Source organism: Leptospira koniambonensis (assembly GCF_004769555.1).
Classification (GTDB): Bacteria; Spirochaetota; Leptospiria; order Leptospirales; family Leptospiraceae; genus Leptospira_B; species Leptospira_B koniambonensis.
In genome coordinates this window covers 550,911-576,516 of record NZ_RQFY01000004.1, presented here as the reverse complement: position 1 = coordinate 576,516, position 25,606 = coordinate 550,911, and the positions used below count along the sequence as shown (strand labels likewise).

General features: G+C 38.7%; 24 protein-coding genes. 18 read left to right on the top strand and 6 right to left on the bottom strand.

The features are described from left to right. The first annotated feature begins 76 nt into the window (after positions 1-76). Positions 77-2,182 (top strand): hypothetical protein, encoded by a 2,106-nt coding sequence (locus EHQ52_RS06705; protein ID WP_135614462.1) that lies wholly within the window; start codon positions 77-79, stop codon positions 2,180-2,182. Positions 2,183-2,265: 83 nt separating this feature from the next. After that, positions 2,266-3,660 (top strand): class II fumarate hydratase, encoded by a 1,395-nt coding sequence (gene fumC, locus EHQ52_RS06700; protein ID WP_100722506.1) that lies wholly within the window; start codon positions 2,266-2,268, stop codon positions 3,658-3,660. Between the two features lie 98 nt (positions 3,661-3,758). Here fumC and loa22 read toward each other — a convergent pair whose 3' ends face one another. Then, positions 3,759-4,319: an OmpA family outer membrane lipoprotein Loa22 gene (gene loa22, locus EHQ52_RS06695; protein WP_100708500.1), complete on the bottom strand. Its 561-nt coding sequence runs from the start codon at positions 4,317-4,319 to the stop codon at positions 3,759-3,761. A gap of 148 nt (positions 4,320-4,467) precedes the next feature. On the opposite strand from loa22, the gene EHQ52_RS06690 reads away from it, so the two are divergent. From EHQ52_RS06690 to EHQ52_RS06675, 4 genes are read left to right on the top strand one after another with little or no spacing between them, the layout of a single operon-like run. Continuing rightward, on the top strand, positions 4,468-5,406 hold the full coding sequence (locus tag EHQ52_RS06690) for an RluA family pseudouridine synthase (protein WP_135614461.1): 939 nt from the start codon (positions 4,468-4,470) through the stop codon (positions 5,404-5,406). A gap of 30 nt (positions 5,407-5,436) precedes the next feature. After that, positions 5,437-5,778 (top strand): YkvA family protein, encoded by a 342-nt coding sequence (locus EHQ52_RS06685; RefSeq protein WP_135614460.1) that lies wholly within the window; start codon positions 5,437-5,439, stop codon positions 5,776-5,778. Positions 5,779-5,790: 12 nt separating this feature from the next. Then, entirely contained in the window at positions 5,791-6,606 is an 816-nt protein-coding gene (locus tag EHQ52_RS06680) for an inositol monophosphatase family protein (RefSeq protein WP_135614459.1), read from the top strand. After that, positions 6,603-6,923 carry a DMT family transporter gene (locus EHQ52_RS06675; RefSeq protein WP_135614458.1) on the top strand — a complete coding sequence of 107 codons (321 nt, stop codon included), beginning with the start codon at positions 6,603-6,605 and terminating at the stop codon, positions 6,921-6,923. Before EHQ52_RS06680 ends, EHQ52_RS06675 begins: the two co-directional genes overlap by 4 nt. Positions 6,924-6,925: 2 nt before the next feature. On the opposite strand, the gene EHQ52_RS06670 is transcribed toward EHQ52_RS06675, so the two are convergent. Genes EHQ52_RS06670 through EHQ52_RS06655 form a run of 4 tightly spaced genes read right to left on the bottom strand, consistent with a single transcriptional unit; the run spans position 6,926 to position 11,376 of the window. After that, a complete protein-coding gene (locus EHQ52_RS06670; RefSeq protein ID WP_135614457.1) occupies positions 6,926-8,221 on the bottom strand; it encodes a glycosyltransferase family 4 protein in 1,296 nt (431 codons plus the stop codon). Further along, positions 8,205-9,278 (bottom strand): glycosyltransferase family 4 protein, encoded by a 1,074-nt coding sequence (locus EHQ52_RS06665; RefSeq protein WP_135614456.1) that lies wholly within the window; start codon positions 9,276-9,278, stop codon positions 8,205-8,207. The genes EHQ52_RS06670 and EHQ52_RS06665 overlap by 17 nt, the downstream gene beginning before the upstream one ends. Beyond that, positions 9,275-10,375, bottom strand: a complete 1,101-nt coding sequence (locus tag EHQ52_RS06660; protein WP_135614455.1) for a glycosyltransferase — start codon at positions 10,373-10,375, stop codon at positions 9,275-9,277. The genes EHQ52_RS06665 and EHQ52_RS06660 overlap by 4 nt, the downstream gene beginning before the upstream one ends. Then, positions 10,372-11,376: an LIC_10202 family protein gene (locus EHQ52_RS06655; protein ID WP_135614454.1), complete on the bottom strand. Its 1,005-nt coding sequence runs from the start codon at positions 11,374-11,376 to the stop codon at positions 10,372-10,374. The genes EHQ52_RS06660 and EHQ52_RS06655 overlap by 4 nt, the downstream gene beginning before the upstream one ends. A 151-nt stretch (positions 11,377-11,527) precedes the next feature. On the opposite strand from EHQ52_RS06655, the gene EHQ52_RS06650 reads away from it, so the two are divergent. Continuing rightward, on the top strand, positions 11,528-12,472 hold the full coding sequence (locus tag EHQ52_RS06650) for a GDP-mannose 4,6-dehydratase (RefSeq protein WP_135614453.1): 945 nt from the start codon (positions 11,528-11,530) through the stop codon (positions 12,470-12,472). On the opposite strand, the gene EHQ52_RS06645 is transcribed toward EHQ52_RS06650, so the two are convergent. Beyond that, positions 12,469-13,131, bottom strand: coding sequence for a SanA/YdcF family protein (locus EHQ52_RS06645; protein ID WP_425269380.1), 663 nt, complete (start codon positions 13,129-13,131; stop codon positions 12,469-12,471). The genes EHQ52_RS06650 and EHQ52_RS06645 overlap by 4 nt on opposite strands. Before the next feature lie 248 nt (positions 13,132-13,379). On the opposite strand from EHQ52_RS06645, the gene EHQ52_RS06640 reads away from it, so the two are divergent. The 11 genes from EHQ52_RS06640 (at position 13,380) to EHQ52_RS06590 (ending at position 25,493) form a co-directional block, all read left to right on the top strand. Further along, positions 13,380-13,958: a hypothetical protein gene (locus EHQ52_RS06640; RefSeq protein ID WP_135614451.1), complete on the top strand. Its 579-nt coding sequence runs from the start codon at positions 13,380-13,382 to the stop codon at positions 13,956-13,958. Between the two features lie 10 nt (positions 13,959-13,968). Then, entirely contained in the window at positions 13,969-14,481 is a 513-nt protein-coding gene (locus tag EHQ52_RS06635; RefSeq protein WP_086447433.1) for an RNA polymerase sigma factor, read from the top strand. Positions 14,482-14,493: 12 nt separating this feature from the next. Next, complete coding sequence (locus tag EHQ52_RS06630) at positions 14,494-14,877, top strand: hypothetical protein (RefSeq protein ID WP_135614450.1); 384 nt, start codon at positions 14,494-14,496, stop codon at positions 14,875-14,877. Between the two features lie 118 nt (positions 14,878-14,995). After that, a complete protein-coding gene (locus EHQ52_RS06625) occupies positions 14,996-16,366 on the top strand; it encodes a cytochrome P450 (protein WP_135614449.1) in 1,371 nt (456 codons plus the stop codon). A 47-nt stretch (positions 16,367-16,413) separates the two neighbouring features. Next, positions 16,414-17,391 carry a M23 family metallopeptidase gene (locus EHQ52_RS06620; RefSeq protein WP_135614448.1) on the top strand — a complete coding sequence of 326 codons (978 nt, stop codon included), beginning with the start codon at positions 16,414-16,416 and terminating at the stop codon, positions 17,389-17,391. Positions 17,392-17,407: 16 nt separating this feature from the next. Beyond that, a complete protein-coding gene (gene ligA, locus EHQ52_RS06615; RefSeq protein ID WP_135614447.1) occupies positions 17,408-19,495 on the top strand; it encodes an NAD-dependent DNA ligase LigA in 2,088 nt (695 codons plus the stop codon). A 107-nt stretch (positions 19,496-19,602) separates the two neighbouring features. Further along, entirely contained in the window at positions 19,603-19,791 is a 189-nt protein-coding gene (locus EHQ52_RS20375; protein WP_100708483.1) for a cysteine-rich CWC family protein, read from the top strand. 147 nt (positions 19,792-19,938) lie between these two features. Continuing rightward, positions 19,939-21,831, top strand: coding sequence for an AMP-dependent synthetase/ligase (locus EHQ52_RS06605; protein ID WP_135614446.1), 1,893 nt, complete (start codon positions 19,939-19,941; stop codon positions 21,829-21,831). Between the two features lie 21 nt (positions 21,832-21,852). Continuing rightward, positions 21,853-23,475 carry an acyl-CoA dehydrogenase family protein gene (locus EHQ52_RS06600; RefSeq protein WP_135614445.1) on the top strand — a complete coding sequence of 541 codons (1,623 nt, stop codon included), beginning with the start codon at positions 21,853-21,855 and terminating at the stop codon, positions 23,473-23,475. A gap of 26 nt (positions 23,476-23,501) precedes the next feature. Then, positions 23,502-23,933 (top strand): MaoC family dehydratase, encoded by a 432-nt coding sequence (locus EHQ52_RS06595; protein ID WP_100708008.1) that lies wholly within the window; start codon positions 23,502-23,504, stop codon positions 23,931-23,933. Between the two features lie 18 nt (positions 23,934-23,951). Next, a complete protein-coding gene (locus EHQ52_RS06590; RefSeq protein WP_135614444.1) occupies positions 23,952-25,493 on the top strand; it encodes a thiolase C-terminal domain-containing protein in 1,542 nt (513 codons plus the stop codon). The last annotated feature ends 113 nt before the right edge of the window (positions 25,494-25,606 follow it).

Below are 25,606 nucleotides of genomic sequence, written 5' to 3'. Positions count from 1 at the left end.
ATTTGTTTCCGAAAATATAATACTAGCTCGGCTCTAATAAAAAGCCAAATCAAGATCGGAGCAAAAGGGAAGATTTATGCCCGAAATGGAAAGTAATTCCACGCCCCCCGCTTCGAATCCGCTGTCGGAAGATGGCGTCATTCCGGTAGATCGTGTCGATCTAATCCCGGAAGAGGAACTTCGTAACCTTCTTCTCCAAACAACTCCTAAAGCAATGAGGGACTTGGATCTAATTGAGAAGGGAGTGGAAAATTTTTTCTTATTTAATTATTCTCCTTTCGCTCTCGCAAAATTTGAACAGTTACAATTTCTAAAACCGGCAGATCTAAAATATTTCGAAGATAAAAACGGATTCGTTCTCTACCAATATCTATTCGTTTCTGAAGAAACAAAAGAATTGGGACTGGCGAATGTTGCGATCCGTCCTGCTTCCAGGAGAGCGGATCAAATCCAAAAAATCAAATCTGCTTGTTTAGCTCAATCAGCAGCGGCGTTTTTACAATTCATTGTCCGAAGAGATATCAATCTAGCGGACAGAAGGTCGGCAGGAGAATTAAGGGACTGGGTAATAAGGCAGTATTTGAATACTGACGAGAAAGGAAATCTATTGGATTTCCAAGATTCCAGAAATCTTCCTTACTCTATGAGAAATGTTAAAACTCTTTCTGTAGAATCTTTTCTGCAAAGGAATTTTAAAATTAGAGAAGATATACTTACTTCTTTAATTTCTCTTTTAAGCAAAAAACCAAACGAGATTGTTGCTTTCTTATCTCAGATCAAAACAGTCCCGGACGCATTACTTGCATTAGAAAAAAGAGGAAGTCGTCCTCCTTTATTAAGACTTCATTTAGAGTTTCATGTTATCCAACCTTCTTTAGAAGAACTTGTGGGTGAAACTTCTCTAGATACTAAAAAACCAAACGCAAACGAAGAAACTGAGTTAGAGATTATTTTTGAATTATTTATAGGGTTATCTAGGAAGATCTTAATTTCACTTCTGCCTGGGGAACAAGCTGGATGGATCAAACCTTCTGGAACTGAACAAGGCGTAGATTATTTAAGAGAATTATCTAAACACCCTGCATTCACTTCTGGTAAAACTTGGGAAGGTTCGGATATATTCTTACAAGCTTTTGATATATTATTAAGTTCCATGTCTTCTCTTTCCAGCTTGAGAAAGGAATCTCTGATCAATTTAGCTTTTAGTGATATAGTTATCCGTATCAGAGAATCAAAAGAGCCGCTAGTTGTGGATTCAGGTGCTTTAAAGATCAAAGACTCATCTATCCAAGCGGCAGGTTTGACTAAAGCAGAAGTTTTAGATCAAGTGCTGGAAAGATTCAAAACTAGAAATGATATTCTCACCAGAGAAAAAGTGACAGGTGCTGGTCCTGGGATCATTGCACTCGCTTTAGAAAATGTGATATCTTCTTTTCTAACCAATAAAGAAAGAAGGACTTCAATTCATACTTTGATCCGTAAGAATGGACAACCAAAGGGAATTTATGCTTTTTTAAAGGATGTAGTAGAAGGTGTGGATTCTGAACTTGTGATAGATGATCAGATCCGTCTTTCTAAAGCAATTGCAGATTGGGAAAAAGAAACTGAAAAACAAAGACTGAAAGCGATCCAAGATTCCAAATCTATCTTGGTAAAACTTTTAGAATGGCTGCTTGGTTTGTTCGGAGTAAATCTTTCTCCTTCTCCTAAAAAAGACATAGAGCCGGCTGATGAGTTCCAGTCTTCCAAACAAAGTAAGAAATCTCAAAGTAGCGGACCTTCTGCGGAGCCAGAAAAGGAAACTCCAAAAAAGAAGAAGTCTTTGGGAGTACTCGTAGGTCCTAAAGAAAAATCCACTTTGATCCCAGCTAAAGTCCAAAAATCAATAGATTACGTGGACCGTAAAAATAACGGGATAATCTGGTTGGATGAAGTAGTGAATGCTACTTCTTCTCCGGAATTCGGAAAAGACAAAGTAGCTGACCTTATATACTATGACCAGAAGCGGAGATATATCGAGATTCGCTCCATGAATTCTATTCGGCATGTATTTATCCGAAAAGAATTGGAATCCGATTCCGCCTGGTTGGATTCTACCCTGGAATATCTGGAGAATGTCACCGCCAAAAAACCGGAGTTTGCAGCCTTAGCGGATACTCTTCGCAAATTCCGAGACGAGTGAACACTCCAAGTTCTGATTAGGACATTCGTTCCGATCCCGGAAAATCCAACCCGATCAATTCATTACTATTGAACGGAGGATTCATGAAAACTAGAATCGAAACCGACTCCATGGGAGAAATCCAGGTAGATGATTCCAAATATTGGGGTGCTCAAACCGAAAGATCTCTTCATCACTTTCATATAGGGAACGATCGTTTCCCAAGGGAAATGATCCGTGCTCTTGGAGTTCTTAAAAAGTCAGCAGCAATCGTAAATGGTCAGCTTGGTCTTTTGACTGATGAGAAAAAAAATCTGATCGTTCAAGCCGCAGACGAAGTGATCTCCGGAAAATTGGATGAACATTTTCCTCTAAGCGTTTGGCAGACAGGTTCCGGAACACAAACGAATATGAATTCCAACGAAGTGATTTCTAATCGTGCGATTGAAATTGCTGGTGGAGTAAAAGGTTCTAAAAAGCCGGTCCATCCAAATGACGATGTAAATAAGGCTCAATCCTCTAATGATACTTTCCCAACGGCTATGCATATCGCTGCTGCGGAACAATTAGTGAATAAACTTTTACCTGCATTAGAACAATTGAAGAATACTTTAAAGAAAAAGTCTGACGAGTTTAAAGATATTATCAAGATCGGAAGAACTCACTTACAAGACGCGACTCCTTTAACTCTTGGCCAAGAATTCTCCGGTTATGTAAAACAATTAGAGTATAATATCGAAAGAGTAAAATCTGTTCTTCCTTCTGTGTATAGATTGGCTCTTGGTGGAACTGCAGTAGGAACTGGATTGAACACTCATCCTGAATTTGCTGTAAAAGCCGCGGCTCAAATCGCTAAAGAAACAGGACTTCCTTTTACTTCTGCAGAGAACAAATTTGAGGCTTTGGCTGCTCATGATTCTTTGGTGGAAACTCATGGAGTTCTAAAAACAATCGCTGCTTCCTTTATGAAGATCGCAAACGATGTGAGATGGTTATCTTCCGGTCCTAGATGTGGAATTGGTGAGATCTCTATTCCAGAGAATGAGCCGGGATCTTCTATCATGCCTGGAAAAGTAAACCCTACTCAGTCAGAACAAATGACCATGGTTGCTTCTCAAGTGATCGCAAATGATGTGGCTGTGAATATCGGCGGTGCTTCTGGAAACTTCGAGTTAAACGTTTTCAAACCTCTGATCATTCATAATGTTCTGAACTCTATTCGCCTATTGGCAGATTCTGCTGTTTCTTTTGAAGAACATTGTGCAAGAGGAATTGAACCTAATAAGGACAATATCAAAGAACATTTGAAGAATAGTTTGATGCTTGTTACTGCGTTAAATCCGCATATCGGTTATGATAATGCTGCTAAGATCGCTAAGAATGCTCACAAGAAAGGAACTAGTCTGAAAGAATCTGGAATTGAACTTGGCTTATTGACTTCTGAACAATTTGACCAATGGGTTCTTCCAGAAAAAATGATCTCTCCAAGTGTGGATTGATCTAAACAAAAGTCTGATAGGTTCTTAATACTCTGAGGGCATAAAAAAGGCAGTGTGTTCAACCACTGCCTTTTTAATTCGGATCGAAACCCTACTGATTATTGTTGTTGAACAAATTTGAAGGTTACTCTGCGGTTTTTAGGATCTTTTGCATCCAATCCGGAAACTGGAGAAGAAGAACCTGCACTCTTAGTTACAAGACGATTCGCAGGAATTCCTTGTTTAACTAAGGATTGTTTAACAGCTTTCGCACGAATTTCTCCGTAGAAAACGTTTCCTTTTTTGTCACCTTCTGCTTCTTCAGGTCCTACTTGATCAGTGTGACCAGTGATCTCGATTGCCCAAGAATCAGGAAGTTTAGAAATTCCATCTTTAAGAACAGCAATATTAACTTTTGCCCACTCGCTGAAATCTCCAGCACTAACATCAGCTTTTTTGTAGCTGAATCCTGGACGAGTGATCCCGTCTGGATAGCGGAAGTCTTTAATTTGATTATTGAAAGCGTCTGCAGGAGAGTCTACGTTGACGTTACGAGAAGCTGCGGAATTTTGTTCTCCAGGCTCAGGAGCCGCTTGGTCTTTGTTGTCTGCAGAAGAGCAAAGAGCTAAGGAAAAAACCGTTGCACCGATGAGCAGGATATTGAGAATTTTTTTTACCATGTTGTATTCCTTCCTTGATTAGGGTAGGGGTTTATTTCGATGAATTTATCCAAAATATACCTATTCTCGCAAAATGGGAAATCTTTTTTAGACCTCTGTGCGAAAGGGACACGTTTTCCCTGCTTATATATTTCTTAGGAGAACTATTATGAATCTGGAACTTCATGCCGAAGTTAACGCAGACTCTGAAGGATCCAGACTCGATCGATTTTTAAAGGATTATCTGGGTGATGAGATTTCCAGAGCTTCCATTCAACATTGGATCGATTCAGGTTGGGTCAAAGATGGATCTGGAAAAATTCTACTTAAATCATCGTATAAGGTAAGTCCTGGAGAAAACTTTTATATATCAGTTCCTCCTAAACCTCCGTTGAACTTAACTCCAGTAAAAATGGATATCGAAGTTTTAAAAGAAACTCCTCAGTATCTGATCATCCGAAAACCTGCAGGCATAGCATCTCATAGTGGACCTGGAGATAGATCTGCTACCTTAGTTAACGGATTACTCTACAAATTTAAGGAGCTTTCGAGTGTTGGAGGAGAAGCAAGGCCAGGTATCGTGCACCGTTTGGATAAACCAACAGAAGGTATCATGATCGTTGCTAAAAATGATCAAGCACATGCAAAACTTTCAGAGTTGTTCAGAAGAAGGAATATTACTAAGAAATATCTTGCCTGGGTCCAAGGCACACTTCCGGAAGGAGAAGGTACTATAGACAGACCGATCGGAAGACATCCAATAGAAAGATTGAAGATGACTGTGACTACTAAAGGTAGAGCCTCAGTTACTCATTATAGGATCTTAAAAACCGCAGTTTCTAAAAACGGCAGAAAGTTTTCTCTTATCGAAGCAGACTTAGAAACAGGAAGAACTCACCAGATCCGAGTCCATTTTCAGAGTTTGAGATGCCCTGTGGTTGGTGATCTTCTTTATTCCAGAAACGCAGCACTTTTTGAGAACTATGGACTTTTACTTCTTTCTTATTGGTTAGAATTTAAGGATCCTTTTACGGGAGAAGAAGTACAGATCGTTCTAGATCCTCCCCAAAGATTTGAAAATTTCGAAAGTAATTTGGAGAATTTTTAAACTGTCAGGTCTTATATAGTAAGTAATATTATGGAAGAAGATAAAATAGAAAAGATCAAACAAGGGTTTTGGCCTAAGGTGAAGAAGGTCGCAGGAAAGGTTCCTTTTCTTGCTGATGCAATCTCTTTGTATTATGCGATGTTGGATCCTTCTACACCCCTGAAAGCAAAACTTACGATTGCTGGTGCACTTGCTTATTTTCTTACACCTTTTGATGCAATCCCGGATATATTATTTGGAGCAGGTTATATAGACGACGCGGGTGTGGTTGCTGCGGTTTTAGCAGCTGCTTCTATGTACGTAAAAGAAGAACATAAGAAGAAGGCAGCGGATTTTTTAGATTCCAATCCAGAGGGTACCCTGGAGAATTGAAAAACATCTCCAATGAGCTACCAAAACGAAATCAAGATAAGATACCAACACTTCCTCAACTTTTCCCCAACAATTTCTGAGTTCCTGAAAAAAACTCACGAAAGAGAAGATCTGCAAATCTCCTTTAAAGGAAATATAGAATCGGACTTAGTTACGATCGCAGACAAGGGTTCAGAAGAGCTGATCGTCTCAGAGATCAGAAAAGTTTTCCCTAATGATCATATCTTAGGGGAAGAAGGAAGTAACTACGAAGGAAATTCTCAATTCAAATGGATCATAGATCCTTTGGATGGAACTGTAAATTATTCTCATCGTATTCCTCTATATTGCTGCTGTATCGGATTAGAAGATTTAGAAAATAAATCTGCAGTGATGGGAATCGTCCCTATGCCAGCGCTCGGACATGTATATCATGCAATGTTGGGCGAAGGTGCATTCAAAGATAAAACTCCAATCAAAGTCACTCAAACCAAAGAGATCAGAAAAGCACTTTTATGCACTGGGTTTCCTTATGATAGAGAAGAGAAGATAGAACAACTCATGTTCAATCTGAAAAAGTTTATCTTAAGATCTAGAGGCGTGAGAAGAACTGGATCAGCAGGTTTAGATATTTGTTGGGTAGCAGAAGGTAAATTCGACGCATTCTGGGAAGAAGATCTTAAACCATGGGATATGACTGCTGCAGCAGCTATTCTTCAGGAAGCAGGTGGAAAATTAAGTACTTATGCGAACAATACATTTCATCCGTACGTGACAAGTTTGATTGCGTCTAACGGAGTGTTGCACGAAAAAATGGTAGAGACCTTGCAGGAGTATTTAGATATATGAGTTGGGTTTTATTAGTATTAGCGGGATTTTTCGAAGTAGGGTTCACTACTTGTATGAAATTATCCGACGGTTTTAAGGACTGGAGATACGGCCTAGGATTTTTAGTATTTGCGATCTTAAGTTTTTACTTTTTGAACAAGGCTACTCAGAATATTTCTCTAGGCACTGCTTATGCTGTATGGACCGGAATTGGCGCAGCGGGAACTGTGATTATAGGAATTTTTTCCTTTGGAGATTCTATCAATACTTGGAGGATTTTCTTTCTTTCTACTTTGATATTATCTGTGATCGGATTGAAGTTTTTAGGAGGGGATTAATTTTATTCTGAGTATCTTCTTCTGATACATCTCTCTACGATATGGGCGATCTTCTTTTCCACTATGTCTGGATTGAAGTTCGCCTGAACGTATTTTTTACCATTTAGTCCCATCTCTTCTCTTTCTTTACTATGATTTACTAAATATTCTGCGACTGCACAAAAGCTGTCTAGATCAGAATAATATAAACCACCATTACTTCTCAAACAATGTCCTTTCAGAACATCTGATCTTCCATTAACCAAAACTGCTTTTTTACGGATCCAAGCTTCCATAATAATAATGGAAAAACTTTCCATAGGAGAAGGATTGATTAAAATATCTGAAGAACGGATGATCTCATCCTTTGCTTCTTCGCTTACAAAACCTAAAGGAGATACATGAGAAAATTTTGATATCCTTTGTAGAAGTTTGGAATCTCCTCTTCCGGCCAGAAGTAGTTTATCGTTTCTGCCGCTTCTTTTCTGCCACTCAGAAAAGTATTGGGCCATCTCCAGCACACCTTTTCCTTCGTCTATCCTTCCCACGTATAAAAACTGAAACGAATCTTGCGGGTTTTTTCTGTCTGAACTTTTTTTCTCAACTTCTTCTGGAATGGCTAAATGCATTCCTATTACATTCCCAAGACTTGGTTCGTACCCATATAATTTATGGAAGAGTGCTTTTTCTTCAGGAGTATTAAAACAATAAGCTGAGTCATCTTTGAAAAGATTGGAATATACGGATAATTTTGCGGGAGGTTCGTCATGCAATGTAGGAATTACAACAGATTTCTTAGCAACCAAAGGCAGCCCGTAAACCATCGGATAATATAGATAAGAAACAAAAACGAATACATCATAATCTCTTTCGTTTGTTTCAATGTATTGAATCAGATCAGGGCAATACGGACCTTGCATGTCTACCCAGATCCTTTCTTTTTCTTCTTGGGAGCCGGTGTTTTTTCCTGATTCAGAATTCCTAAACAGTTTATCTGAAAATCTATTAAACTTAGATATATTTCTTTCTTTATCTACTGAGAATCTTAAAACTCTAATTCGATTTCCAGCTTCAGGTTCGATCCATTCTCTACTGACCTTCTTCTCTAAATCTTTTCCAAGAAGTACAGGCTCTAAATCTTTTATCGGGACTTGGTTTTTCCAAGTGATATAATCTAAGGAGCGACTCGCAAGAACTGTCACCTCATAGAACTTGGATAATATTAGAGTATATTGATAGATTAGCTTTTCGGAACCACCTGAGATATGATCCGAAAAAATAGGAGTAACTACGGCTAATCTTCTACGAGAGTCTAGCAAGGACTGGCCTCAATACTGTTTCTGCGTTGATCTGAGAAAAGGAAGATAATCGTCTTTGTTGGGTTTCAAGGATTAAGTCTTTCCAGCTTCGATCAGTTACCATTTTGTGGGCAAGCTCCACGATCATATCCATTCTCTTTTCTTTGAATAAGATCCCAGCACCTGAAAGAGTTTCTCCTACTGCGCCACCATCGAAAGCAAGGATCGGAATATTATGCACCATCGCTTCTAATAACGGAACACAAAATCCTTCATGCTCGCTCATTGATAAGAAAAGATCGCAGTTTAAATACATGGACTTTAACTCTTCGTCGGATAAAAAATCTGTGATGATCACATTCTTTCTCAATTTATAAAAATCGAGCATACGTTCCAATTCTTCTCTGTATAAATACAATTCTTTGGAACTGAATCCTACCATAAAAAGTTGAAATTCAGACCCGTAAGCTTTTAGATAATGAAATGCAAATCGGATCAGATCGTCTTGTTTTTTGTTCGGGGCAATTCTTCCTACAAATAAAAAGCGGGGGATATTAGGTCTATTCTTGGAAAAATTTTCCTTAAGAGTTTGTTTCCCTTGCGGAAGTTGATAAGTAATAGGAAGGACATCTACATTTTCGAAACCAAGATCTACAAGTTCCGATTTATTGTATTCAGAAACTGCAAATACTTTATCGAATTTGTTTCTTAATGACTCTAATTCTTCTCTTCCTTTGCGTAGAAGGTACGTAAGTTTTAGATCGTATTTTTCGAAAAAATGACCTGGCGTTACGTTGTGGTATATTAGAATTTTAGAATTCTTTGTTTTTACCAAAGTTTCCAGAACGTCTGAATGGATAGAATGATGATATACTAATATATCTTTGCTATTGGAAGAATATGCCTTGTGCTTTTTTACGAAAGCATCCGTTCCAGGACCTGTATTCTCCGCATAAATTTCGGAAGAATATCCTATCTTTTTGAAAACAGATTTTAAGGAATTCATTTCATTCGAAATAGCATCTCCCAAATTAAAACCGGCTGCGAATTGATGAACTCCTCTTCTTCTGAAGATCATGAGGTCGCCGCTTCTTTAAATGTAAATATCTGTTTTAAAACTCTTCCGTAAGGCATGGAATCATAATCCATACAAACTTCTCTTCTTTTGGAAGAAGCATGAGGACCATCTACAGGACGAACGGAAGATTGGGATTCTAATATAAAGTGGATCCACTCAGCTAGTTTTTCTAAACTACTTAGATCTTTTTTTCGGAAAAGATATCCTGCATCCTTTAATGTTTCTGGAACAGCAGTGCAAGCATATGCAAAAACTGGAATGTCGTAACTCAAAGCCTCCACAAGTGGAATTCCGAAACCTTCGTGTTCACTCATGCTGATATAAGCGTCCATTTCTTCCCAAAATCTGGGCAGCTCGGAATCTTGGACCCCCATTCTAAATTGAACGTTTCCACCAATCCCGAGCTCTCTTGCCATTTGCTTTAAATTGGTAAAATAATCTTCGAAAATACTTGGAACATTTCCGATGAGTAAGATCCTATATTTAGGTTCTATTCTTTTCAGAAAATAAGAAAGGAATAATATATCTTCTATCTTTTTGCTTGGGACCAAACGTCCTACATAGCCGAGAGTGTAACCATTTTTACGATTTCGTTTTTCTCCCTTCCATCCGTACTTTCTGACAATCGGTAGAACGCTGGAATTTACTATGTTTAGATCTTCTAAATTGGAAGCGCTGTATCTGGAACTGGGAAGAAAACGTTCCGTGGATCTTTTCAGTTTATGTAATTCTAATATGGATTTTTTATAATCTAACTCGAAACTTCTAAATATGTCTTGAGAAACGAAAGGTTTAAAAAACTTAGGAGGAGTTATGTTCTGATAACGGACAAATTTTCTGCCGGGAAAAGAAAGAAAAGAATCTATAGGATAGCCAGATCCTCCGTATTCCAAAATATGCATTGAATTTGAAGAAATATTTCTTTCGTTGCGAAGTTCTTCTGTTTGTATAATTTTGATGGAGCCATCGCTCAGATCATTTTGGCAAACGATCTCTGTATTGATACCGGAAGAATTTAGGACTTCTCTTAAGCCCTTGATATCGTTTCCGATCCCGTCCTTATCCCTAAATTCTGAAATATGGAGATAGGCATTCATTTTCTGAAACTAAACACTGAGAAACCGTCTCCGGCCTTGGTATCCACTATATTCTTAAAACCTAATTTTTGTAAGAATTCTCTGAATGCTGACTCGCTGATCTGAGTCAAAAGGATTGGTTGAAATGGAGAGACCATTCGATTTGAATAATTTGAATATCTAAAGATGAACTCTGTCCCACTGGAAGTTTTAGAAGCCAAGGATTTGAAAAGTTTTTCTAAAACCCAATTTGGCAAAAGACACAGATTTGTATTAGAAACAATTTTAGAAGGAAGGGGAGACTCAGGTAAAACTTCTTCAAAGGATAGAAGGGATACTGAATTAGTAATATTTTCTTTGATATAAGAATATTGAGATTTATTCCAAGTGACAGCTTTGAATTCTATCTGAGCCTTTAAGAGTTGTTTTAGGAATTTTCCCCATTCAGGATTGATCGCAAGAACTGAATCTCCAGGATTCAATCTAGAAAGAATAAGAGTTTCACTTTCTTCTAGAGTTTCTTCTTCATAAAGAAACTCATTGGACCAAACGAATTCAGGGCTGATCTCTTTTTTAAGAGTATAATTTAATTCTACAAACTCATTATAGAACTTCTCGAATTTACGTTTTAACTTTTCATGATCTCCTCTTAAGAGGATCAATTCATTCAAAACGCTGTAGAATGCGCGAGTTCTATTTTCAGAAAGTTTTTTATCAAGAAAAGCATATAGCTCAATCAGTTTGATAAACAACCAACGAATTGGGCCGCGAATATATTTGAATTTTGGATTTGTAAACTTAGGAGGGGAGATCCCTTTTTCAAATAAATGAGCTGTTTCTGCAGCGTCGAATTCTCTGTATCCTTCAGGGGATTGAGGAGAAAATTTCCAACGAGAAAGACGTTCCAATTCTTCCTTGGAAACTGGTCTTCTGGCAAGCCTGGATTCTATTTCTTCCATGAGCTCGCGGACATTCACCGAGCTGTCCTTGATTTCTATTATATCTGAAGATCTTTCTTCCATGGGAGCCCGGACTTTTATTCGATTGTTTTTTTCTTATTCGACAAAACAATCGTATTTTTACTTCGATTTGTTATAGTCCGTCTTAAAACTTCGGCTATCGACAAGCAATTAATTTCGGGCTTCAAGAGCCTGAAAGGCTCTTATAAGAAACATGAAATACTTGGTCACAGGAGCGGAAGGTTTTGTAGGATCTTATCTGGTCCCAGAACTTACACAAGAATCCGGGTCTGAACTTCTGGGCCTGGGAATGAATCCCAAAAATACGAACTTTCCATTTCCCTATAAGATCTGTGATATCCGAGATATCCAATCACTCCAACAAGTATTTGAGTCTTATTCACCCGATGTATTATTCCATTTAGCAGGACAAACATTCGTTCCAAGATCTATTGAAAATCCAGAAGAAACATTACTTATCAATGTAGCTGGCACATTGAATATTTTAGAATGTTTTAAACGTTCCGGTAAAAAAGTAAAACTAGTATATGTATCTTCTTCTGAAGTATATGGAAATATAAAAGAAGAACAACTTCCAGTTTCGGAAAACCTTCTACCAAGCCCTGTGAATCCGTATGCTTCTTCTAAGCTTGCTGCAGAAACTTATTGTCTTCAATATTCTCGTTCATATCAAAATATAGAAACTGTGATCGCAAGGCCTTTTAATCATATAGGCAAAGGGCAGAATCCGAACTTCGTGGTTCCAAATTTCTGTAAACAGGTATTGGAGAATATTTCCAAAAACGTTTCTTCTGAAATTTTAGTGGGAGATTTAACTCCTACGAGAGACTTTTTACATGTAACTGATGTAGTAAAAGCTTATGTTCTTTTAGCGACCAAGGGTTTGAGTGGAGAAGTTTATAATATATGTTCTGGAGCTGAGACTTCAATCTCTCAAGTTTTGCAATGGATCCTGGAATTTGCGGATTCTAAATTAGTTTCTAAACAAGATCCTGCAAGATTAAGACCTGCAGAAATGAAAAGATCTTTGGGAGATAATTCTAAATTAAAATCTTTGGGCTGGTCTCCTGCCACCTCCGTCAAAGAAGCAGTTCGAGAAATTTTCGAACATATTCGAAAAACAGAATATTCTTCTTAGATTACGGAACCCTTCCAGGTTTTGACTCCACTTCCTTCTATAGGAAACGGTTTACCTAAATATTTAGGCGCAGTGTTTGTAAGGTTCATATCGATCCAGGCCAAGGTTCTTGCAAAAAATTCTCTGAACCTGCTTGTTGGTCCGCTGATATAGATCCTTCTATCCGATTCATAAGATTGTAGATCTAATCCTATCTTTTTAGAAATGAATGCTGCTCTAGGTTGGTGAAATCTTTGGCTTACAAAGATTGCATCCTTAACTTGAAAAATTTCTTTTGCTCTTACTAAAGTATCTAATGTTCTAAAGCCTGCGTGATCTACGAACACATCCTCTTCATCTATTCCTCTTTCTAAAACATAAAGAAGCATAGGTTTCACTTCGTTGTAATAGCTAGTTCCATTATCACCAGAGAGTAGAATTTTACGCACCTTCCCTTGTTTATAAAGTTCTATCGCACAATCTAGGCGGTCTTGTAAAACAGGAGAAGGAATGCCTTTATAAACGGAAGCACCTGGGACGATTGCAACAGTTGCGGGTTTTAGAGAACGATAATTTCCTGCATGGGGACTTCTGTTTTCGTAATCCCATTCGATGGAAAGATCTATGGAAGCTGGGATCCCGATGCAGATTGCAGCGGCGAGTAAGAGTGCAAGTCTCATCCTCCCCCTGAGATAGACTCCGGGCATCTTTTTGATTTCCTGGTTTTTTAGTCCAAAGTCCATAGTACTTTAAGGGAGAATACGCTAAAGAAGCGGTTCTGGAAAAGGAATTTTCCCTAAAATCCTTGTTTTGTTCCAAATTATGTTCTCTTTAAAGAAGACCGGATTTCTTTTTTTCTCGGACCAAAAATTTCGATCGATATTTGGAAACGTGACGGCTACTTTGGGGTCTTAGGATACACTAGGTTATGAACCGAGTAAGACTCATGAATCTCCTGAATTCATTCGTCAGAGTTGCTCTGGCCGGTGTGTTCCTCACGCCGGCGTATCTTTTCTCAGAAGATACCAAAACTAGTTTTCATACTGCCCGACCTATTCGCACAGTCTCCTTCTACCGTAATGAAAGAGCAGCCGGAGTAGTTTTCGGTGACCTAGATTCATTTAAAAACCGCTATATTCTTACAGACACACAACTCGAACGTATCGCTGAGCTGAACCGGAGATATAAGAACGAGCATGAAAGATGGCTTCGTAGATTATCTCCGAAACAAGTTGAACTCGAACTGGTCTTAATGGATGAAAATCCAGACCTAATCAAAGTTCGTCTTCTTGTTAACGCGATTGCAAGATATACATCCGAAATTCGGATGAATCAAATCGCGCATCGGCTCGCGATCGAAAGGGTTTTATCCTCAGAGCAAAAAAAGAGGGGAAAGGAAAGGGAATTAGTTACCCTACCCGAGGAGCATAGGGAAGCTCCAGGGTTCCCCTTGAATCTGTTTGTTCCCGAGAGAATAATTTTGCCTGTGCCAGGCATCCTGAGATAAGGAAACTAAAATGGACCAAAGAGAATTTGCCGGATTGATAGACAGTACGAAACACATCGTGCTCTCCGCGATTAAAAAGAATTTATACGAAGAGTTTTACGATACCATCGATGATGTTGTCCAAGAAACTTATATCCGTGCTTATAAAAGTTTAGCAGCCAATAAGTTCAGAGGGGATTCTTCCCATAGTACTTGGTTGTATACAATCGCAAGAAATGAATCCTTGAGAATGAACCAGAAGCGTATGCGCCAGGCAAACCTTGCAATGAAGCTAAAGGAAAAAGCTACTCAAGATTCTATCCTAAACCCAAGAGAAGAATATAACGACTCTGGAATGGACATTGAACTGCAAGATTTGATCTCCAATCTTCCTTGGAAGTATAAATCTGTGCTTGCATTAGTATCTGAAGGATACAAAGAGCAACAGATTGCGGAGAAGTTGGGGATTCCAGAAGGAACAGTTAAGTCCCGATCTTTCCGAGGCAAACAAATGCTGAAGAAACTTTTTTTTCAAGAGACCTAGAGATAATCGGAAATGGAAGATAGAAACAAAGAAAAGTTAGACCAAGAGATTTTCCGTCGTTTAGAAAGTTACGAATGGAGTGATAATATCTCTGCAAAGATAATAAGAAGGCGTAAGATCGCTAGCTTTAAGCGATTTTTCATCTTCTCATTTAGCGGACTTATTATTGTGGGCCTTGGCATATCTTCTTTTTATTTTCAGCCTGAGGGAGAATCCGAATCCGGAGACTGGCAGGTTTTGATAGAAGAGCAGATCGAAGGAACTTTCGAGGAAGCAGAAACTAGTATGCAAACTCCTGATTTGAATCAGGAAGATACTAGTTCGTCTTCTACCGCACCTTCTTCTTCTTTAATGGATATGGATGCGTTGATCGAAACTTCTTTCGAACGCAGATAGGTTTTTAAAAATAAATACAAACTCAGCTTGCTAATATAGCGGTTGTTACATAGAATTGCGGCAAGGATTGGTTGGGTGAAACTAATCCAAATGTCCTTCTTGGACTAGGAGTACACTTTTGTTTTCCTTGCATGAACCGACTTCAGGTCGCACCAAAAAAAATAAACCGAATCTTCCTCCTGGAGTTTTCGGGATCCGGGCACTACCTTACGTTTCTAAATTGGCAAAAGATCCGATCGGATTTTTCCAATTGATGCAGTCCAAATTCGGAAATTCAGCACGATTTGGATTGAGGCAGGTTGTATTTCATTTAATTACTCAGCCAGAAGATATCAAAAGAGTCCTTCAAGAAAATAACCAGAACTATCATAAGGGAGTTTTTTACAAAGAACTCGGAAGAATTTTAGGCAAAGGTTTATTGAACAGCGAAGGAGAATTTTGGAAGAAGCAAAGAAAGCTGATCCAACCTTCTTTCCATAAACAAAGGATCTCTGAATTCGTAGAGATTATGGCCCAGGAAACTGAAAAAACTTCCGAAAGCTGGAAGAAGATTTCCAGCTTAGACATTTCTAAAGAAATGATGCGACTAACGTTTGCGATCGTGGGCAGAACTTTATTCAGAACAGAGGTAGAAAGTTACGCGGCAAGAATAGAACATTCTTTAAAGATCGCGTTAGAGCTGGTTACTAAAAGGATCACTCGTATTTTTCCTTTTCCATTTAGTTGGCCTACACCTGAAAATCTGAAACTCAAACGTGCATTGAAAGATATGCATTCAGTAGTTGATGAGTTAATTGCTGAACGTAAAAAAAATCCTTCTAACGATTTGATCTCTATGCTTTTGGAAGTCAGAGACGAAGAAACCGGCGAGACTATGAGTGAAAGTCAAGTTAGAGACGAGGCAATCACACTTCTTCTTGCTGGACATGAGACAACTGCAAATGCATTGTCTTGGGGATTTTATCTTCTATCTAAACATCCTGAGATTTGCGAAAAAGTTAGAGAAGAAGCAAATAGAGTTTTAGGTAATAAAACTCCTAGCTTAGAAGATGTTCAAAAATTGACATACACTCGCAAAGTGTTGGATGAAGTTTTGAGATTATATCCTCCTGCTTGGGTGATCGAAAGAACTGCAATGGGTCCTGACCAAATTGGCGGTTATGATGTGGAGACTGGAACAAATATCTCCATCTGCATTTTTAATATTCACCGAAACCCAGATTTTTGGGAAAATCCTGACAAGTTTGATCCGGATCGTTTTGATGAAGAAAGATCTGCAGATAGACCTAAGTATGCATATCTTCCTTTTGGAGGAGGACCAAGGATCTGTATCGGTAATATTTTTGCATTAACAGAAGCTACATTGATACTTGCGATGCTCGTCAAAGACTACAAATTCCAAACAGATTCAAGCCATCCTGTCGTTATGGAACCTTTAGTCACATTAAGACCTAAGTACGGAATTCTATTAAACATAGTTTCAACTTGACTTAGGTCTTTCCTGGCCGGAATCCTTCTATCAGAGGGATTTCGACCATGGAAAAGATGATAAAAAAACGCATCGACCAGGTAAAAGAAAAAGGTCACCAAAGGCTGACAGTTCTTTTGATCCCCCATGGGTTCGATAAGTCCTTCCATTTCCAAATTTCTATCTTCACTATCTTCTTCTTAGTAGGATTATTGTTTGCGATCGTTGGTATCGCAGTTTTAGGAATTGTTCGTTATAATAATACCAGGATTCAGATCAACGCACTCGCTTCCGTTTATGGAAAGTACTTCGATGAGTATATCGAATACAGCGAAAAGTTAGGAGATATCCGAGATGATTTCGCAAGTCTGAACGAAAATTTACAAGAAGTCCATTCTTTGATCGATGGTGAGTCGGATGAGTTACTTAAACTTCCAGATGAGTCAGACTCAGAGGACTTGGCTGCAACTGAACTAAAGGTAGAAGAAGCAGTAGATAAGGATCTTATGCTCGGAAGATCTTATCTTTCTGAAATTTATGGATATCGTTCTGTAAGAGTTTCCATGGAGAAGAACAAGGCTCTTGTGGATTCAGTATTCAACTTTTTAGATTCCAGATATGGTATCATGAACTCTCTCCCATTCGGAGAACCATTATTATCTTATAATTTAACTTCTTATTATGGAATGAGAAGATCTCCTACTTTTGGATACATGGAATTCCATGACGGAGTAGACTTAGCAAACGTTCCAGGCACCGATATTGCTGCAACTGGAGACGGAAGAGTTTATAGAGCAATTTACTCGAATAGAGGATACGGAAATCATATAGTGATCGCTCATGCAAACGGATACTATAGTTTGTATGGTCACTGCACTTCCTTAAAAGTGAGAGAAGGTGAATATGTCCATAAAGGACAGAGGATTGCTACTGTGGGAGCCACAGGAAACGTAACAGGTCCTCACCTTCATTATGAAGTATGGATCGGAGAATCAAACCGCACCGATCCTATGGATTATATGAAAGTAGGTTTCGGCCAATATTAATTTTATATAATCGACTATGCCTAAAAAAGCCCCGGCTAAAAAGACCTCCTCTAAAAAAGCGGAGCCAACCGAAGTATCTAAAAAAGTTTCTGTAGATCTGCCAAAGGATTCCAAGCAGGCCGCAAAAGAAATGCGCTCGTTAGAAGAGCAGATCCGTCATCATCAATATTTATACTACGTTAAAAACACTCCTAAGATTTCTGATTATGATTTTGATCAGATATTCAAAAGGCTCCAAGCTTTTGAAGAAGCATTCCCAAAATTAGCAGATCCTGCTAGTCCTACTTTAAGTGTAGGTTCCGATTTGGACAAAAACTTTGAGAAGTTCACTCATAAACTTCCTGTTCTTTCTTTGGAAAATACGTACAACGAAGAAGAGCTAATGGAATGGATCCAAAAAACAGGGCAGGATGAGCTGTATTCCGTCGAATGGAAAATCGATGGCGCTTCTCTAATGCTATATTATGAAAATGGAATTCTTGCTAACGGGGTGACCAGGGGCACAGGAGGAATAGGAGATGATGTTACTGAAAACATTAGAACCATTCGTTCTATTCCACTCAGATTAGCCGAAAAAGTTTCTATTTATCTAAGAGGAGAAGTGTATATGACTTTCTCCGACTTTGAAGAATTTAACGAGGCTTCTGAAGGGAGATATGCAAATCCTCGAAACTTATCTTCAGGTTCTTTGAAGCAGAAAAATTCTTCGGATGTTGCAAAACGGCCTCTTAGAATATTTACTTACGACGCATTTTTTCCAGGTTCCAAAGCAAAATTCAAAACTCACCAAGAAGTAATGAAAAAGGCAGAAGATCTAAAATTCCCTCTGCCACCTGATACTAAATTACTGAAAGGTTCTGAGATCCCAGCTGCTATCAAAGACTTTAAGAAGAAAAAAGAGAATATTGGATTTCCTACAGACGGACTCGTGATCAAACTAAACGATCTTTCTAAAAGAGAGGCCTTAGGTTATACTTCCCATTCTCCTCGTTGGGCTCGTGCCTACAAATTCGATGCTTTGATGAAAGAAAGTAAGATCGTAGGTATCGATTACGCTGTAGGAAGAACTGGAAAGATCACTCCAAGAGCTGAAGTCGAACCAATTAGCTTAGCGGGAACTACGGTAACATTCGCTACATTACATAACCAAGATTATATTGATGAGTTGGGAGTTGGGATCGGAGCAATCGTAAGAATTTCCAAAAGAGGGGAAATCATTCCTGCTGTTGAGGAAGTAGTTACTCCAGGAAAAGAAGTTTTCAAAATTCCACTTCGTTGTCCTTGCTGCGGCACTAAGACTGAAAAGAAACAAGACTCCGTAGATTATTTCTGCCCAAATCCAGAATGTCCTGATCGAGTGAAGAATGGGATCATATTCTATTGTTCTCGCAAACAAATGGATATAGAAGGTTTAGGGGAGAAGCAGGTAGAATTTTTATACGACCAAAAGTATATCAAAGATATCGCTGACCTTTATTCTCTGAATGCACATAAAGAAAAGTTAATGGAAGAAGAAGGATACGGAGAAAAGAGCGTATCTATCATTTTAAAAGGAATCGAAGAATCCAAGAAAAAGGATTTTAGATTTGTACTTTCTTCATTAGGCTTGAGGGAAATTGGTCCTAAGGTTGCGGAACTTCTGACAGAGAATGGGTATGATACGATCGATTCTATCATCTCCGCTGCTAAAAATCCCAAGAAGCTGGAAAACGTTTTGGAAATTCCAGGTATAGGACCTTCTACAATAGAAGCTATCCAGGAAAATTTTACTGATAAAAGAATTCTTTCTCTTATTGATCGTTTGAAAAAAGCAGGACTTAAAATGAAGGCGGATCCGATCGAAAAATCGGACAAACAACCTTTTGCAGGACAGAGCTGGTGTGTATCCGGTTCTTTTGAAAATTTCCAACCTAGAGATAAGGCAATGGATCTGGTCGTTTATTATGGCGGCAAAAAAGTAGGATCTATCTCTTCTAAAACAACTCACCTTTTGGCAGGACCGGGTGCCGGTTCTAAATTGGACAAGGCACAAGAATTAGGAGTGCAGGTTATATCTGAGGATGAGTTTTTAAAACTTCTAAAACAAAACGGGATCAAGATCTAAAGCTATCTTCTAAAATTATACGTCGCGTATAGTTTTATTATCTTCTCTCTTTTTATATTCCTATCGCTAAAGGATTGAAAATTCCTCGCTTTCATTACTATAGAACTATGACGCAAAAGAAATGCCCTCAATGTTCCAGCATTTTAGAATGTGGAGTGGACCAAGGAACTTGTTGGTGTTTTGATATTCGTTTAGATGGGGAAGCTTTGAAGAATATAAGAGAAATGTATGAAGACTGCTTATGCAAAGATTGTTTAACTCGTTTTGAAACGAACGTAGTTAATCAAAAAATTTGAATAACAGCCGTATAATATGTGAACGATTGTTCAACACATTTCAGTTTTTTTAATCTAAATAAAAATCGATTGAAGCATAGGTCCTTCAACTTAGTGTTTCCGCCGTAGGGAAAAAATCCTAGTTTATAGTGTTCTCAGGGGGAGTTCTTGGAAACTGATCAAAAATATTTTTACGATATGCTGGAAAAGACGGCATCTAAATTTCCGAATAAGGAAAGTTTTTCCCGGAGAACCAAAGACGGAATTAAAGGAAGGACATTTTCAGAAATGAAGTCCTTAACTGATTCTTTAATCGCAGGTTTGATCGAAGAAGGAGTTCAGAAAGATGATAAGATCTTATATCTTTGTGACTCTAGTCAGAATTGGATTATAGGTGATATCGCGATAATCTCTGCAGGTGCCGTTTCCGTTCCGAGAGGAACAGACGTAGTGGACGAAGATATATTATATATTGTTAATCATTCTGAAAGTAAATACGCGATCGTCCAAAAAGAAAAAGATAAACAAAGATTGATCAACCTTGGTTCTAAACTTCCAAGTTTGAAAAAAGTTTTTGTGATCGAAGATGATATAGGCGATCTTAAATCAGGAGCCGATACGATCCAAGGTTTGATCGAAAAAGGAAAATCAAATCTTTCCAAAGATCCTGGAATTGTTCGTAAAAGACTCCAGGAAAAATCTCCAAACGAACTTGCGACTCTGATCTATACATCCGGAACAACAGGCGCTCCTAAAGGAGTAATGCTCACTCAAACTGGTTGGATCTCTGCTGTAGAAAAAGTAATTGGATTTGTTCAATTGACTTCTGCTGATTCAGGCGTAAGTCTTCTTCCTCCTTGGCATGCTTTTGAAAGAGCAATTGAATATTGTATCTTAGAATTAGGCGCTGGGTTCCTAGTTTCTAATATCAGCAATTTGAAAGAAGATCTGAAGGAATTCCAACCTACATTATTCCCTTCTGTTCCAAGGATCTGGGAATCTTTATATAATGGAATTATGAATAAGGTTTCAAAGGAATCCGGTTTAAAAAGAGGAGTATTTAATTTCTGTTTGAAGATCGGAAACCTTTGGGCAGTCCAAAAAGGAGTTCTATTCGGTTATGATTTCAGGATAGAAAAACCGAATTTTATCGTCTGGACCTTCTCAAAATTATCCTCTTTGGTCTTTCTTATTTTATTATCTCCTCTCAAGTTACTCGCACTTTTGGTGTTTAAACCGATTCACAGTGCCCTTGGAGGAAAGTTAAGAGTTTCTGTTTCTGCAGGAAGTGCACTTCCTTCTGTAGTGGATAAATTTTTATCTTCTATCGGGTTAATCGTTTTAGAAGGATATGGAATGACTGAGACTTCTGCAGTACTTTCCATTCGTAAGCCTAAACAACCTTCTCCTGGAACTGTAGGAACTCCAATACAAGGATATGAATGTATTCTCAAGGACGAACATGGTAAGTTGGTTCCTCAAGGTGGAAAAGGAAGCCTTTGGGTAAAATCCAAACAGGTCCTTATGGGTTATTACAAACGCCCTGAGTTGAACGATGTTGTTTTTGATAAAAATGGATTCTTTGATACCGGAGATATCATGCGTTTCAATTATAGAGGCGAATTGGTATTTGCAGGAAGAGCAAAGGATACTATAGTGCTTGCCGGAGGAGAAAATGTGGAGCCAGTTCCTATAGAGGATCAGCTTTTAAATTCTCCTTATGTGAACCAAGTAATGGTAACTGGTCATGAGGCAAAACATTTGGTAGTTCTGATCGTTCCGGATTTCGAAAGATTGAAGGCAGAGTTTCCTGAACTGCCAGAGGATGCGAATGTTTGGAATTCCCATCCCAAAATTAGAGAGATCTTTAAGAAGGAAGTTTCGGATAGAATATCTCGTAAAACAGGATTCAAATCTTTCGAGTTAGTTCCTCAAAATGCATTCTATGTTATTCCAAGACCGTTTGATCCGGACAAGGAAATGACCAGAACCTTAAAGATAAAAAGAAACGAAATATTAGAAAGTTTTAAAAAAGAAGTTTCCGATCTAACTAAAAATTAGGATCGGATTGGGAGAAAGAACATGTTTTTAAATCCGTATTTAACGTCCTCTGATCTGGAATTTTACGAAACCGTAAAGGACTTTGCTAAAGAAAGAGTATTACCTTCGGTCGAAGATCGAGACGAACACGGCGTATGGGGAGACGATATCTGGAAGGAAATGGGAAGTATGGGCCTACTCGGCATTCCTACTCCTGAAGAATTTGGAGGCCAGGGTGGAACTTGTCTTCAATGTTGTATTGCTCAAGAAGCGTTTAACGCAGGTTCTCTGGACGGAGGATTTGGACTTTCTTGGGGAGCCCATATGATCATTGGGACTCTTCCAATTCTTTTCCAAGGAACGGAAGCCCAAAAGAAAAAATACCTTCCTAAACTTGCATCAGGAGAATGGATCGCGGGTCTTGCATTAACTGAGCCTGATTCTGGTTCGGATGCAGCTGCAATGAATACATTCGCTACTAAGGTAGATGGAGGTTTCATTCTAAACGGAAGCAAACTGTTTATCACCAATGGACCGAACGGACAAGTGTTCATCGTAATGGCGAGAACAACTAAGTCCAGAGGACCAATGGGAGTTTCTGCATTCATAGTAGAATCTCATATGAAAGGATTTCATATAAGTAAAGTTCTTAAGAAGTTAGGGCATAATACTTCCATGACTGCAGAACTTTCTTTCCAAGATATGTTCGTGCCTGATGAAAATCTTTTAGGCCCACTAAACTCAGGATTCGTTCGTATCGGAAAAGGAACTTTAGAATGGGAAAGAACAGTTCTAGTCGCTGCTGTTCCAGGCGGAATGGAATTTGGATTAGAACTTTCTTTGGATTATGCATGGAAGCGTCACCAATTCGGAAAACCGATCTTATCCTTCTTCGGAGTACAAGAGAAGATCGCACGTAACTGGGCATATCTATGTGCTTCCAGAAGATTGATCTATTTCGTAGCAAATAAGAAAGACCAGGATCCAACAGCAAGCCTTCCATTTGAAAGTTCTGCATTAAAAGTTTTTGTTACAGAAACCGCTGAAGAGGTGGCAAGCGACGCAGTTCAGATCCACGGTGGAATGGGTTACATGAGAGAATGCCATGTAAGCCGCCAATACAGAGACGTAAGACTTGGTACAATCGGTGGAGGAACTACTGAAGTTCAAAAAAGCATTATATCCTCTACCTACAAAGGTTTCGAAAAGTTGATGGGAGTTTTAGAACAATCTCAACCGGAAGAGATCAGAGCTAAGGCAGAAAAAATCCTAGCAGGTTCTCCGGAAGAAAAAGTCCTTACTGCGGCAAAAGAATTACTTAAAGCAGCAGGAGAACATTCTGACAGAAAGAAAAAACAAGCTTTAGAATTCGGATTTGCTGATCTTGCAGTATTCGTTACCACAGTTCAGTTAGGATTCTGGGATACTGCAAATTCTACTTCTGAATACAAATCGGAAGATAGACAAAGGGATCTAAAAATACTTACCTTCTACGCTGGTTGTAGATTTTTCAAAAGTGTACATTTCTTAAAAGAATTGGATGCAGAAAAAACTAAAAACCTGATGAGACTTTTCTCCGAACTTCCTTCTGTGGAAAAAGAAGTGGCTGATTGTGTAGAGTTCCTGAAAAACGGGGTCTTAGGCGCACAGTTAGAGTTCGCTTAATCCACAAAATAAATAAGGAAATCGGAATGTACGAAAGAGGAAAGACTTACGACGAAATACAAATAGGAGATAAGGGGAGTTTCACAAAAACGATTACTGAAACAGATATCTATCTGTTCGCAGGGATCAGCGGGGATTTTAATCCTTTGCATGTGGACGAAGAATATGCAAAGACCACTGCGTTCGGAACAAGGATCGCTCACGGTGGACTTGCAGCATCTCTATTAGCTCCTGTACTCGGGATGAAACTTCCTGGGTTAGGTACAGTCGCTTTAGAAACATTAACAAAGTTCCGCAAACCTGTGTATCCTGGAGATACGATTACTTGTACAGTCACGGTGAAAGAAAAAATCCCAAGACTGAAAGCTGTCTCCATGAACATAGAGTGGACCAATCAAAAAAAAGAGATCATTGGCAAGGGAGAATGTAAAGTTCTACCTCCTTCTGCCCAAGCTTAGAATTTTCAGGAGTTATACATGAGTTTTCCCGTTCTATTAGGAGTCGCTGACAGTACGACCAAAGATTTTTCGGAAGAAGAATACAAATCGTGGAGCGGGTCTCAAAAAGTTTTTCAACATTATAAAAAATCCATAAGCACTCTTTTGGATTTTCTTGGAATGAAGAATGAAACATTATCTTCTGAGATCACTGACTTCGTAAGTATAGAAGCGGCCTCCTTAGGAAAAGGTGGTTACGGACATACAGTACGTATTGCTAATGAACTAGGATATACTGGAATGAAAGCCCATGTGATAGACCTGGGAGGTGCCAGTGTTACTGGAGCAATTGGACAAGCAAGGACCATCTTAGCAGATAATCCAGACGCAGTTGTGTTAGTTGCTGCAGCGGATATTCCTAAATCAGCATTCCGTCAAGTTTCAGATCTAAAGATGGTAAACGAAACAGTATGTCATCCTGAATTCGAATTAGATAACGGTGCAACCCTCATCGCAATGTACGGACTCATGATGAAAAGAATGATGTTCGAAGATGGGATCAGCCTAGATGATCTGAAAGAGATCACTCAAAAATTCAGATCCAATGCAATCGGAAATCCAAGAGCATTCTATTATGGACAAGAGATTACAGAAAAACAAATGTCTCGTCCTATCTCTGATCCTTATCCTACTCCAATGATCGCTATCGTAACAGATCATGGATTTGCTACTATCTTAGTTTCTGAAAAAAAAGCAGAAGAATGGAAAACTAAAGGCCTGATCCGTAAGGATCTTCAACCTCTACATCTTGTGGGAGCTTCTCATGCAGCTCACAGTGAATATTTCATTTTGAAAGGTGGGTTTGATTCTCCGTCTAGAAATTCTGCGGAAAGACTTTTTGCTCAATCAGGTTACCAAAGAGAAGAAGTAGACTATGCTTGGATCTATGATTGTTTTCCAGGTCAGGTAATCCAACAATCAGCTCAATATTTTAAATTGAGCAAAAAAGACGTTGTTAATGCACTCAAAACTTCTTCATTAAAACTTTCTAATGGAAAGCAGATCCCTATCAATCAGATGGGTGGGATCTTGAATTACCAAGCTGCAATGTCCATCTCTGCCGCTACAGGGCTTGTAGATATCGCTGTACAATACGGATTATATGCACAGTCTTCGGCTATTGGAAAAGTTCCGGCACATTCTCCGAAGGTATCACTCTTGGGAGGGAATGGTGGAATAGACAGTATCAATTCTATTGCTTTATTCTCATCGGAACGTCCTTCAAGCGATAGAAAATCTAGATCTCCTGAACTTTCTCCTCTTACGTTAAACACACCAGGTGCAGATATTGGTGAAGAAGGTGTCATCTGGTCTTCTACAACCGTTAACATGAATCCAGGATTCTCTTGGAAGCCTCCTTATTCTTTAGCTCTGATCAAGTTGGCAGAAAATCGTTTCGTTCTTGCAAACATCCACGAGAAGGATGGGACGATGCGCAAGTCCGGGGACGAACTGCAATACGACAGAACTCGGGTGAAGATCGAAAAAGAAGGCAGAAGATGGAAGGCTTTACTTTTATAAACCGATCGTTCGTCTTGCAAAACTAAATAGATTTTTTCTAATATTCTCCGCAGAAATTAGAAAAAAAATTGATTAGAATTGTTTTAAGAAGAAATACTTTTGCTTTGTTTTTG